The sequence below is a fragment of the Brevundimonas sp. EAKA genome, assembly GCF_000698025.1.
Lineage (GTDB): Bacteria > Pseudomonadota > Alphaproteobacteria > Caulobacterales > Caulobacteraceae > Brevundimonas > Brevundimonas mediterranea_A.
The window spans coordinates 1-11,996 of sequence record NZ_JMQR01000092.1 but is presented as its reverse complement, the minus strand read 5'-3'; the positions used below and the strand labels follow the sequence as shown (position 1 = coordinate 11,996).

14 protein-coding genes are annotated in these 11,996 nt (G+C 66.6%); 12 read left to right on the top strand and 2 right to left on the bottom strand.

Annotated elements, in window-relative coordinates; all coding sequences use genetic code 11:
- Positions 1–3: 3 nt before the first annotated feature.
- Positions 4–546: an NYN domain-containing protein gene (locus ER13_RS12530; RefSeq protein WP_008260254.1), complete on the bottom strand. Its 543-nt coding sequence runs from the start codon at positions 544–546 to the stop codon at positions 4–6.
- Here ER13_RS12530 and folK point away from each other — a divergent pair.
- The 10 genes from folK (at position 545) to ER13_RS12480 (ending at position 9,570) form a co-directional block, all read left to right on the top strand.
- The gene (gene folK / locus ER13_RS12525; protein ID WP_008263120.1) at positions 545–1,120 is read left to right on the top strand and encodes a 2-amino-4-hydroxy-6-hydroxymethyldihydropteridine diphosphokinase; all 576 of its coding nucleotides are present in this window, start codon (positions 545–547) and stop codon (positions 1,118–1,120) included. The genes ER13_RS12530 and folK overlap by 2 nt on opposite strands.
- A gap of 84 nt (positions 1,121–1,204) precedes the next feature.
- Complete coding sequence (gene rpoZ, locus ER13_RS12520) at positions 1,205–1,564, top strand: DNA-directed RNA polymerase subunit omega (RefSeq protein ID WP_008259724.1); 360 nt, start codon at positions 1,205–1,207, stop codon at positions 1,562–1,564.
- Between the two features lie 119 nt (positions 1,565–1,683).
- A complete protein-coding gene (locus ER13_RS12515; protein WP_155988154.1) occupies positions 1,684–3,855 on the top strand; it encodes a bifunctional (p)ppGpp synthetase/guanosine-3',5'-bis(diphosphate) 3'-pyrophosphohydrolase in 2,172 nt (723 codons plus the stop codon).
- Positions 3,856–3,893: 38 nt separating this feature from the next.
- On the top strand, positions 3,894–4,478 hold the full coding sequence (gene pyrE / locus ER13_RS12510) for an orotate phosphoribosyltransferase (RefSeq protein ID WP_035309706.1): 585 nt from the start codon (positions 3,894–3,896) through the stop codon (positions 4,476–4,478).
- Between the two features lie 24 nt (positions 4,479–4,502).
- Positions 4,503–5,243, top strand: a complete 741-nt coding sequence (locus ER13_RS12505) for a pyridoxine 5'-phosphate synthase (RefSeq protein WP_035309704.1) — start codon at positions 4,503–4,505, stop codon at positions 5,241–5,243.
- Positions 5,240–5,641, top strand: coding sequence for a holo-ACP synthase (gene acpS, locus ER13_RS12500; RefSeq protein ID WP_035309702.1), 402 nt, complete (start codon positions 5,240–5,242; stop codon positions 5,639–5,641). The genes ER13_RS12505 and acpS overlap by 4 nt, the downstream gene beginning before the upstream one ends.
- A 58-nt stretch (positions 5,642–5,699) precedes the next feature.
- Complete coding sequence (gene lepB / locus ER13_RS12495) at positions 5,700–6,665, top strand: signal peptidase I (protein ID WP_231492545.1); 966 nt, start codon at positions 5,700–5,702, stop codon at positions 6,663–6,665.
- On the top strand, positions 6,665–7,375 hold the full coding sequence (gene rnc / locus ER13_RS12490; protein WP_008260468.1) for a ribonuclease III: 711 nt from the start codon (positions 6,665–6,667) through the stop codon (positions 7,373–7,375). Before lepB ends, rnc begins: the two co-directional genes overlap by 1 nt.
- Positions 7,372–8,319: a GTPase Era gene (gene era / locus ER13_RS12485; RefSeq protein ID WP_035309700.1), complete on the top strand. Its 948-nt coding sequence runs from the start codon at positions 7,372–7,374 to the stop codon at positions 8,317–8,319. Before rnc ends, era begins: the two co-directional genes overlap by 4 nt.
- Positions 8,320–8,334: 15 nt before the next feature.
- Entirely contained in the window at positions 8,335–9,570 is a 1,236-nt protein-coding gene (locus ER13_RS12480; RefSeq protein ID WP_231492544.1) for a serine hydrolase, read from the top strand.
- Positions 9,571–9,577: 7 nt separating this feature from the next.
- Here ER13_RS12480 and ER13_RS12475 read toward each other — a convergent pair whose 3' ends face one another.
- A complete protein-coding gene (locus tag ER13_RS12475) occupies positions 9,578–11,089 on the bottom strand; it encodes an acetyl-CoA hydrolase/transferase family protein (RefSeq protein WP_035309696.1) in 1,512 nt (503 codons plus the stop codon).
- A 190-nt stretch (positions 11,090–11,279) separates the two neighbouring features.
- Here ER13_RS12475 and ER13_RS12470 point away from each other — a divergent pair, with 190 nt between their 5' ends.
- Positions 11,280–11,780: a nuclear transport factor 2 family protein gene (locus tag ER13_RS12470; RefSeq protein ID WP_035309694.1), complete on the top strand. Its 501-nt coding sequence runs from the start codon at positions 11,280–11,282 to the stop codon at positions 11,778–11,780.
- Positions 11,780–11,996, top strand: a 217-nt coding sequence (locus ER13_RS12465; protein ID WP_035309692.1) for a recombination protein O N-terminal domain-containing protein, incomplete at its 3' end; no start/stop codon positions are given. The genes ER13_RS12470 and ER13_RS12465, both read left to right, overlap by 1 nt.

Genomic DNA, 11,996 nt, shown 5'->3' with positions numbered 1-11,996 from the left:
GGCTCATTGACCGGCGCCCGTCTTGGGACGACAGAACTCGGCCATCAGGTCGTTCAGATCAAGGAAGGCGTCGGCCTGGCGACGCAGTTCGTCGGCGATATGCGGCGGCTGGGTCTTCTGGGTCGAGACGACAGTGACGCGCACGCCTAGCGCCTGCACCGCCTGCACCAGTCGCCGAAAGTCCCCGTCGCCGGAAAACAGCACGGCGTGATCCAGGCGGGGGGCCAGTTCCAGCATGTCCACCGCGATCTCGATATCCATATTTCCCTTGATCCGGCTGTGGCCCTGGCCGTCGGTGAAGCGCTTCACCGGCTTGGTCACGACCGAAAAGCCGTTGTAGTCCAGCCAGTCCACCAGAGGCTTCACCGGCGAGAACTCTTCGCCCTCGACCACCGCCGTGTAATAATAGGCGCGCGTCAGGATGGATTTCTCGCGGAACCAGTCCAGCATCCGCTTGAAGTCCATATCGTGCTGCAAGGCGCGGGCGGCGGAATACAGGTTCGAACCGTCGATGAAGATCGCCAGGCGGTCGGTGGAATGAAACATGGTCGAGGCCGTCAAAAGAAATGAAGAAAATGGCGCCCGGCCGGACGCTGCGGTCGATGTGGGAATCGACGGCGCGCCCGATCTGGACGCTGCAGTCATCGTGGCGCTGGGCTGCAATGACAAGGGGGTCTGGGCCTCCTGCCGCGAGGCGCTGGAAGCCGCCTTGGCGCGTTTTCGCAGCGAGGGGATTGATGTGGTGGCGCGGTCGTCCTGGTGGTCGTCCATGGCCTGGCCCGATCCGCAGGACCCGCCGTTCCTGAACGGGGTGGTCATTGTCGCCACGCGCCACGATCCCCACGCGCTGATGGCGGCCCTAGGGCGGATCGAGGATGTCTTCGGCCGTCAGCGGTCGGTCCGCAACGCCCCGCGCACGCTGGATCTGGACCTGATCGCCTATGGTCGACTGAGCGGGGACCTGGACGGGCTGATCCTGCCGCACCCCCGCGCGGCCGAGCGCCGCTTCGTGATGGGGCCGATTGCGGAGATCGCGCCGGACTGGGTCCATCCCCACGGCGGGGTCGCCCAGGCCCTGGCGGCTTCGGCGACGGTGGGGCGCGACGCCCATCCGGTCTGAGGCCGCACTTTCGCCGCTCTGGCGTTGCAAAAGTCAGTCCCTATCTGTATTTCACGCGGTTCTCCCCCGCGTTCGAGGAATTTCATGGCCCGCGTCACCGTCGAAGACTGCATCGAAAAGGTACCGAACCGCTTTGGTCTGGTGCTGATGGCCGGCCACCGCGCCCGCAGCATCGCCAACGGCGCCGCCCTGACGATCGACCGCGACAACGACAAGAACCCGGTCGTCGCCCTGCGCGAGATCGCCGACGACACCGTCGTGCCGGATGAACTGCGCGAGACCATCATCACCACGCTGCAACGCGTCGATGAGCGCACCGAAGCCGAGGACGAGGCGGAAACCGTCGCCCTGCTGGCCGAACCGCAACACATGAACATGGCCGAGGCCGAGCTGATCCGCGCGCTGCAAAGCGACCGCGACGGCGGTCAGGAGGAGCGGTACTGACGCCCGAGGGAGCCCCTGGCGTCACTATCCTGCCGGCGCGGACCGAGACGGTTCCGCCGGCGCCCCAAACTGCAAACAAAAACGAACCTGTTTCAACGACTGCAGAACCGGCCCCCGCCATCAAGCGTGCGCCGGTTCTTCGTCAGTTCGAGCTGATCGAGGCCGTCAAGGCCTATGACCCTACCGCCGACGAAGCGCTGCTGAACCGCGCCTATGTCTATGCGATGAAGATGCACGGCTCGCAGATGCGGGCCTCGGGCGATCCCTATTTCGCCCACCCGATCCAGGTCGCGGGCATACTGACCGACTACAAGCTCGACACAGCCACCATCGTCACAGCCCTGCTGCACGATGTGGTCGAGGACACCTCGGCGACGCGTGACGACATCGCCCAGATGTTCGGCGAAGAGGTCGCGGTCCTGGTCGAAGGCGTGACCAAGCTGAGCCGGCTGGAGCTCCAGGCGGAGCACACCCGCCAGGCGGAGAACCTGCGGAAATTCATCCTGGCCATCAGCCGGGACGTCCGGGTGCTGCTGGTCAAGCTGGCGGACCGTCTGCACAACATGCGCACCCTCCAGTACGTCAAGCCGGAGAAGCGCGAACGGATCAGCCGCGAGACGCTGGAAGTCTATGCCCCGCTGGGACGGTCGATCGGCATCCACTCGATTGCGTCCGAGTTGGAAGAACTGGCCTTCACCTATCTGAATCCGACGGCGAAGACGGCCATCGAACGGCGGCTGGAGGCGCTGAAGCTGGAGCATGGCCGCGCCATCGAAGGCGTGTCCGGCGAGGTCGAGCGGGTTCTGTCCGAGGCGGGCGTGGGCGCCCATGTGTTCGGGCGGCAAAAGACCCCCTATTCGATTTGGCGCAAGCTGCAGCGCAAGTCGGTCGGTTTCTCGTCCCTGTCCGACATCTATGGTTTCCGCGTGATCGTGGAAGCCGAGGACGACTGCTATCGCGCCCTGGGCGTCATCCATCGCGAATGGCCGATGGTGCCTGAGCGGTTCAAGGATTTCATCTCGACGCCCAAGTCGAACAACTATCGCTCGCTTCACACCACTGTGGTCGGGCCGCGCGGCCTCCGGATCGAGATGCAGATCCGCACAGAGGCGATGGATCGCGTGGCGGAAGACGGCGTGGCGGCCCATTGGCGCTACAAGAACCAGTCCTATGGATTCGACCACGAGGCCATGGCCAAGGGCGGCGGACGCGATCCGCTGCAGAACCTGCGCCATCTCGTTCAGGTGATCGAGCACGGCGAGGGCGGCGAAGATTGGGTCGAGCACGCCAAGCTCGAAATGTACCTGGACCAGGTGTTCGTCTTCACGCCCAAGGGGCGGCTGGTGACCCTGCCGCGCGGCGGCATGCCGCTGGACTTCGCCTATGCGGTCCACACCGAGGTCGGGGACACGGCCGTGGGGGTCAAGGTCAACGGCGAACTGAAGCCGATGCGGACGCCGCTTCAGAACGGCGACGTGATCGAGATCATCCGCGGGGCCAAACGCGAAGTGCCCGCCGACTGGCGCAGCCTGACGGTCACGGGCCGGGCCCGTTCGGCCATCCGCCGCCACATCCGGACTTCGGAACGCGAGGAGTTCGTCAAACTGGGCCGGATCGCCCTGCAGCAGACCCTGGCCCGAATAGACAAGACCCTGGCCGAGGTGTCGCTGAAGCCGATTCTGGAGACCCTGGCGGTCGCCGGCGACGATGATGTGTTCGAAAGCCTGGGTCGCGGCCGACTGTCGCCGACGACGGTGGCGGAGACCCTGTTCCCCGCCATGAAGGGGCGGCTGAAGGCCGGACCAGAGAAGCAACGGATCGAAAGCGACACCGCCCGTCTGTTCGTGCGCGGCGGCGGACTGACGCCGGGCGTCAGCGTCCATTTCGGTCAGTGCTGCACCCCGGTGCCGGGTGATCGGATCGTCGGCATCCTGGAGCCGGAGATCGGCCTGACGGTCCATACGATCGACTGCCAGTCCCTGGCGGCCTTCGCCGATGACGACTCGGTCTGGCACGACCTGCAATGGACGCCCCAGGCCGAGACAGACGCCGTTGCGGCGGTTCGTCTGAATGCGACCATTCGCAACGCGCCGGGCGTGTTGGGCCAGGTGACGACCCTGATTGGCGAGGCGGGCGGCAATATCATCAACCTGTCCATGGCCTACCGCCAGCAGGACTTCTTCGATGTGACCATCGACGTCGAGGTCGAGGACGCCAAACACGCGACCATGCTCATGGCGGCGCTGCGGGCCAATCCGTCCGTCGATAACGTGGATCGCGGTCGAGGCTGAGCCTTTGACTCGAGGGGCCGAGGCGCTAAGACCGCGCCATGAACACCCAAGACGTCCTCAACGAATTCCGTGACGCCGGCGCCCTGCGCGAAGGCCATTTCGTCCTGTCGTCCGGCCTGCACAGCCCGGTCTTCCTGCAGAAGAACCTGGTCTTCATGCAGACCGACCGCTGCGAACGCCTGTGCAAGGCCCTGGCGGACAAGATCGTCGCGACGGTGGGGCCGGTGGATGTCGCCATTTCGCCGGCGGTCGGCGGGATTATTCCGGGATATGAGACCGCGCGTCACCTGGGCGTGCCGTCGATGTATGTCGAGCGGGAAGGCGGGCAGTTCAAGCTGCGGCGCGGCTTCTCGGTCGAGCCGGGGCAGAAGGTGGTGATGGTCGAGGACATCGTCACCACGGGCCTGTCGTCGCGCGAATGCATCGCCGCCATCCAGGCTGCGGGAGGCGAAGTGGTTGCGGCCGCCTGTATCGTCGATCGGTCTGGGGGCAAGGCGGATGTGGGCGTGCCCCTGATCGCCCTGGCCTCGCTGGAAGTGCCGGCCTATCCGGCCGACGCCTTGCCGCTGGAATTGGCGGCTCTGCCGATCGAAGATCCGGGCAGCCGCAGACTTTCGAAGTGATGTTCGGTTTGGCGAGGAGCTGAGATGCGCGAACGGGTCAGGCTGGGCGTCAACATCGATCATGTCGCCACCGTGCGGAACGCGCGGGGCGGGACGCATCCCGATCCGGCCCGTGCCGCCGAGGCGGCGCTGGCCGCCGGCGCGGACGGAATCACCGCCCATCTGCGCGAGGACCGTCGCCATATCACCGACGCCGACATCGATGTTCTGAGCGCCCTGTGCGCCCGGGCGGGCAAGCCCCTGAATTTCGAGATGGCGGTGACGGCGGAGATGCTGGCCATCGCCCTGCGCCATCGGCCCCACGCCGCCTGTCTGGTGCCCGAACGGCGCGAGGAGGTCACGACCGAGGGCGGTCTGGCCGTGGCGGGGCACGAGGCGCGGATCGCGCCGCTGGCCCAGGCCCTGGCCGAGGCGGGCATCCGGGTGTCCCTGTTCATCGAACCGTCGGAAGACCAGGTCGAGGCCGCCGCCGCCGTCGGCGCCCAGGTGGTGGAGTTCCACACGGGCCGCTACTGCCTGCTGACCGATCCCGGCGAGCGGGAGGTCGAGTTCGAACGGATCGCCGCCGCAGCAGCCCAGGCCGACATCCTGGGGCTTGAGGTCCATGCCGGCCATGGGCTGGACTACGACACGGCGCCCCGCATGCTGGCGATCCCCGAAGTGCGTGAGTTGAATATCGGCCATTTCCTGATCGGCGAATCCATCTTCGTCGGCCTGGATTCCGCCATCCGCCGCATGCGGGCGGCGATGGACGCTGCCCTGTGATCATCGGCGTCGGCGCGGACCTGTCGGATATTCGCCGCATCCAGACATCGCTGGATCGGTTCGGCGAGCGATTCAAACAGCGCTGTTTCACCGATCTGGAGCGGACGCGATCGGACCGCAAGCCTGATCCCGCCTGGAGTTACGCCAAGCGGTTCGCCGCCAAGGAGGCCTGCGCCAAGGCCCTGGGCACCGGGATGAGAGCCGATGTCTACTGGCGCGACATGGGGGTGGTGAATCTGCGCTCCGGCCAGCCGACCCTGGCCCTGACGGGCCACGCCGCCGACCATCTGGCGCGACTGACGCCGGCGGGTCATGAGGCGAGGATTCACCTGACCCTCAGCGATGAACACCCCTATGCACTCGCCTTCGTGGTGATCGAAGCCTTGCCGCTGTCGTAATCGCGATATACCCGTCACGAGACGACCGCGCAGACGCGGCAAGGGGATGCTTGATCGCATGAGCGAAGACCAGAAGCCGCACGACGCCGATGCTGCCCAGACCAACGCGACCGACGCCACGCCGGAGGAAGTCTTCGCCGCGTCCGAGGCCGATGCGCCTGTGGAGGCGGTGAAGGATCCCGCCGCCGGAAAGCGCCCGGTCTGGAGCGACAAGGGGGATGCGCCGTTCGAGGACGAGCCGACGACTCCGGTCTATGCGCGCAAGTCCGCCAAGAAGGCCAAGGGCGAACAGAGCGCCGGCGACGAAACGGTCGAGATCGTCAAGACGATCTTCTTCGCCCTGCTGATCGCCATGGTGCTGCGGATTTTCCTGTTCCAGCCCTTCACCATCCCGTCGGCCTCGATGGAGCCGAACCTGTACGAGGGCGACTATATCGTCGTGTCGAAATGGTCCTACGGCTATTCGAAACACTCGATCCCGTTCAGCCCGCCGCTGTTCGACGGCCGCATCATGGGTTCGGCGCCCAAGCGCGGCGATATCGTGGTGTTCAAGCTGCCGCGTGACGACAAGACCGACTTCATCAAGCGGGTGATCGGCCTGCCGGGCGACCGCATCCAGATGATCGCCAACAAGCTGTATATCAACGACAAGCCGGTTCAGGACGTCGTCGTCAGCCAGGGTGAGATCGACGACATCTTCGGCGCGCACCCGATCGCCGAGGTCCGCGAGACCCTGCCGGAAGGCAAGAGCTTCATGACCCAGGACTTCGGCCCCGGCAACGACCTGGACGACACCCCGGTCTATGAGGTGCCGGTCGGCCACTACTTCATGATGGGCGACAACCGCGACAACTCGATCGACAGCCGTGTCGAACAGTCCAGCGGCGTGGGCATGGTCCCGGCCGAGAACCTGGTCGGCAAGGCGCAGATCATCCTGTTCTCGTGGAAGCCCGGATCGTCGCTGTGGAACCCCGTCAGCTGGTTCAACGTGCGGCTCGACCGGTTCTTCAACGTCCTGCACTGATGGCCAATTTACGGGCCGAGGCGGTCGCGGCGCTTCAGACACGCATTGGTCATGCCTTTAGGGATGCGGCCTTGCTGGAACGCGCCCTGACCCACGCCAGCGTGGGCGAGGGCGCGCCGGTTGGCGTGCATGGCCCCCGCGACAACGAGCGGCTGGAGTTTCTGGGCGACCGGGTGCTGGGCCTGCTGGTGGCCGAGAAGCTGTCGCGGGACTATCCCACCGCAAACGAGGGCCAGCTCTCGTCCAGCCTGCACGCCCTGGTCGACAAGACCGCCTGCGCGCGCGTGGGCGAGGCCCTGGGCGTCGGCGCCGCCTTGCGTCTGTCGCCGGGCGAGACCAAGACGGGGGGACGTCGCAAGGCCGGGGTCATCGCCGACGCGGTCGAGGCCATCCTGGCGGCCGTCTATCTGGACGGCGGGCTGGAAGCGGCGCGAGCCTTCTTCGACAAGGCCTGGGCGGAAGAGTTTTCCGCCCCGCCGTCGCGGACCGTGACCAACCCCAAGTCGGCGCTGCAGGAGTGGGCCCAGGCCAAGGGCCGACCGCTTCCGACCTATCGCGTCGCGGATCGGACGGGTTCGGATCATGCGCCGACATTCACCATCGAGGTGTCCGTCGAGGGCGTGGAGCCCTTGACCGCACAGGGGCGTTCGCGTCAGGAGGCGGAGAAGGCGGCCGCAACGGCTCTCCTCAAACGTGAAGGCGTCATTTGACCGATATCGAAAACCAGCGCGCGGGCTTCGCCGCCATCATCGGCGCGCCGAACGCCGGCAAGTCCACGCTGGTCAACCGGCTGACCGGATCCAAGGTCTCCATCGTCACCCAGAAGGTGCAGACGACACGGTTCCCGGTGCGCGGCATCGCCATGGAAGGCGACGCCCAGATCGTTCTGGTGGACACCCCCGGCATCTTCACCCCGCGCCGCCGTCTGGACCGGGCCATGGTCGCCTCGGCCTGGGGCGGAGCGCAGGACGCGGACGTGGTGGTCCATCTGATCGACGCCCAGTCGCACATCAACGCCGAGGGCCGCGAAGGCACGGCGGCGGACCGCCGCTCGGCCGAGGACACCGAGACCATCATCGCCAATCTTCAGTCCACCGGGACCAAGGTCATTCTGGCGCTGAACAAGATCGACGGCATGCGTCGCGACACCCTGCTGGCCCTGTCGCAGAAACTGTTCGAGAGCGGCGTCTATGAGGAGGTCTATATGATCTCCGCCGCCAACGGCGACGGGGTCGAAGACCTGAAACAGCGTCTGGCGCGGTCGATGCCCAAGGGGCCGTGGCTGTATCCCGAGGATCAGGCGGCGGACGTGCCGGTGCGGGTTCTGGCGGCCGAGATCACGCGCGAGAAGGTCTATCTGCGCGTCCACGAGGAACTCCCCTATTCGGCGGCGGTCGAGACCACCAGTTTCGAGGACCGCGCCGACGGCTCGGCCCGGATCGAACAGACCATCTATGTCGAGCGCGAGAGCCAGCGGCCCATCGTCCTGGGCAAGGGCGGCCAGACCCTGAAATGGATCGGCCAGAAGGCGCGCGAGGAGCTGAACGAGATCCTCGGCCGGCAGGTCCACCTGTTCCTGACCGTCAAGGTTGATCCCAAATGGCAGGATTCACGGGCGCTCTACGCCCAGTTCGGTCTGGATTTCGACGTCTGAGTTCCCGTGTTTGAAGTGCCGCGTACCCCTGGGGGCCATCCCCGGCTCGTTCTGGGCGTCCTTGGGGCGCTGATCCTCGGCGGCGCGGTCTGGGCCGGCTTCTCCACGGCCGTCAAACCCGCCAGCGATGCCGTTCTGGCTTCCATACGTCCCGACACGCCGCCGCGACCGCCCCTGGTGGTGGTCGAGGACTTGCCGCAACTGGCCGCACGGCTGGACCGTGAGGCCGCCGCCGGGCGTTTCATGGGCGCGGTGCTGGTGGCCAAGGGCGACCGGGTGCTGTTCCGTCAGGTCTATGGCGAGGCGAACTATGAGCAGGATCGGCCGCTGAAGCTGGATTCCCGGTTTCGCCTGGCCTCGATCTCCAAACAGTTCACCGCCACGGCCATCCTGCGTCTTCAGGACGAGGGAAGGCTGCGCATCTCCGACCCCGTGTGCAAATGGATCCAGCCGTGCCCGAAGGCGTGGGAGCCGGTGCGGATCAGCCACCTGCTGTCGCACACCTCCGGAATACCGGACCTGATGGCGCGGCCGGGCTGGGGCATGCGTCGGACCACGCCGGCGACCCTGGCCGAATTGACCGAGGATTCGAAGCGGTTCGGCCTGCAGTTCGCGCCGGGAACCAAGGTCCGATACGACAATGCGGGCTTCAACCTGGCGGCGGCCATCGTCGAGAAGGCCAGCGGCCGGCCCTATGACGCCTATATGCGGGAGACCTTCTTCGGCCCACTGGGGATGAAGGACAGCGGGCTGGACCTGGACGGCGGCGACCATGGGGTGATCATGGGCTACGCCAACTTCCCGGCCGGACTGGCGGCCCAGCCGAACGCCAACACCTCCATCGTGGCGGGGGCGGGGGCGGTCTATTCGACCCTGGACGATCTGCTGGTCTGGCAAAGGGCGCTGCACAGGGGGGCGCTGCTGAAGCCGTTCAGCTATCAGCAGATGCTGGCCGACCATGCGCCGGCGGACACGCCCAAGGAGCGGGGCAGGCCGCGCCGCGACTGGGGATACGGGATCTTCTCGAACCGGCTGGGCGATCAGGTCCGGCCCAGTTTCCAGGATCGCCAAATCTATCACACCGGCAGCTGGGGCGGGTTCCGCAACCTGATGCTCTATCAGCCCGAGGCCGATGTGACGGTGATCGTGCTGTCGAACAATTATCACCTCCGCGACCAGGTCTTCCTGATCAGCCAGCAGGCCATGGCCGAGGCCCTGGGCCGGGACTTCCCCACGACCCTGGCCCGCTGACCGCCCGTCAGGTCGGCAGCATCGACCCCGTTTCGATGTAGCGCTGGTGCCAGGACAGGGCTTCGTTCAGCAGATGCGGCGACTGAAGGCCGTAGGAGCCCTTCAGCGCACGGTCGTAATAGTCGTTCAGCGCATCGCGGTATTTGGGGTGGGCGCAGTGGGCGATGATCAGCTTGGCCCGCTGTTTCGGCGACAGGCCGCGCAGATCGGCAAGGCCCTGTTCGGTGACGATGACCTGGACGTCCTGGGTGATGTGGTCGACGTGGCTGGCCATGGGCACGATGGCTGAGATGGCGCCGCCCTTGGCCGTCGAGGGCGTCACGAAACACGAGATGAAGGCGTTGCGCGAGAAGTCGCCCGAGCCGCCGATGCCGTTCTGGATGCGCGAGCCCATGACCTGGGTCGAGTTGACGTTGCCGTAGATGTCGGCCTCGATCAGGCCGTTCATGGCGATACAGCCCAGGCGGCGGATCAGCTCGGGGTGGTTGGAGATTTCCTGCGGGCGCAGGATGATCTTGCCGCGGAACTGCTCCATGCGACTGTTCATGTCCGCCGCCGCCTCCGGGCTGAGGGAGAAGGCGGTGGCGGAGGCGACCGTCAACTTGCCGGCGTCCAGCAGGTCCAGCATCCCGTCCTGGATCACCTCCGTATAGGCGGCCATCCGCTCGAACGGACTGTCCATCAGGCCCGCCAGCACGGCGTTGGCGACGTTGCCGACGCCCGATTGCAGCGGCAGTAGGGCGGAGGGCAGGCGGCCGACCCTGACCTCGTGCTTCAGGAACTCGATCAGGTGGCCGGCGATGGCGCGGGCGGTGGCGTCCGGCGCGGCGAAGGGCAGGTTGCGGTCCGGGGCCTCGGTCTCGACGATGGCGACGATCTTGGCCGGATCACAGCGGAGGGTCGGCTGGCCGATCAGCTGGTCGGGCCGGGTCAGGGGGATGGGCACACGATTGGGCGGCAGGGCGGTGCCGTAATAGATGTCGTGCATCCCCTCCAGCGCCGGATTCTGCCAGGCGTTGACCTCGAGGATCACCCGCTCGGCCCGGTCCAGCCAGGTCTTGTTGTTGCCGATGGAGGAGGAGGGCACCAAGCTGCCGTCGGCGTTGATGGCCGAGACCTCGACCACGGCGGTGTCCAGCGGCCCCAGCACGCCCTGCCAGACCATGGGGGCCAGCTGGCTAAGGTGCATGTCCAGATAGTCCATCTGGCCCGAGTTGATCTTCTCACGCGCGATGGGGTCGGAGTTGTAGGGAAGGCGGCGTTCGATCCCGTCGGCCTTGGCCAGGGCCCCGTCCAGTTCCGGCCCGGTGGAGGCGCCGGTCCAGAGGTTCAGCCGGAAGGCGTCGCCGGCCGCGTGGGCGGCCTCGATCCGCGCCGCGAGAGCCGAGGGCACCGCCTTGGGGTAGCCCGAGCCGGTGAAGCCGCTCATGCCCACGGTCGAGCCGGCGGGAATCAGGGCGGCGGCGTCCTGGGCGGACATCAGCTTGGAGCGCAGGGATTGGCTGCGGATACGCGACATGGAGCTCTTCAAGGTTACGGCCGGGGAGGGCCTGCAAGGCGGGGCTGGACTTGGGCGTCGCGGTCTCGACGGTCCATTAGACCTTGGTCGAGCTTGCCCGCTTCGTCCATGATCCTCGTCAAATATTCAGAGGGCCGGCTCCGGCGGCTAGCCTGTTTTCGAAAGTCGAGAACAGGAGTAGAACGAACCCATGATCGCCGCTCTCGCCGCCCTGGCTCTGATGTCCGTCCCCCTGCAATCTACGGAGGACCCCGTGGTCGCGGCCGAGGCTGTGGTGGATCAGATGCATGCGGCGGCTTCGCATGCTGACGCCGACGCCTATTTCGGCCTGTTCACGCCCGACGCCCGCTTCATCGGCACCGACGCGACCGAGCGGTGGTCGCTGGCTCAGTTCAAGGCCTATGCGGCGCCCTATTTCTCGCGGGGGCAGGGGTGGACCTATCGGCCCCACGACCGGGTCACGACCCTGGCGCCCGGCGACTGTCGCTGCATCGTCTGGTTTGACGAACTGCTGGACAACGACGCCTATGGGCTGACGCGCGGTTCCGGCGTGCTGCGCCGAACCGAGGACGGCTGGAAGATCGAGCAGTATGTGTTGAGCATGCCCATTCCGAACGACAAGGCGAAGGCCGTGGTGGCTCTGGTTCAGTCTCCGGTCGAGGCCCGGCCTGACGCGGATCCCGCGCACTGATGGATTTTCATGAAGAGGCCTTTGTCCTGTCGGCGCGCGCCCATGGGGACACCGGCGCCGTGGTGGACCTGTTGACCGAAAGCCATGGACGGCGCGCGGCCTATGTGGCCGGCGGGGCGTCCCGCAAGATGCGACCCTTCCTGCAGGCCGGGGCGCGGGTCGCGGCCGACTATCGCGCGCGGACATCGGGTCAGCTGGGCGGGGCGCGGCCGGGCC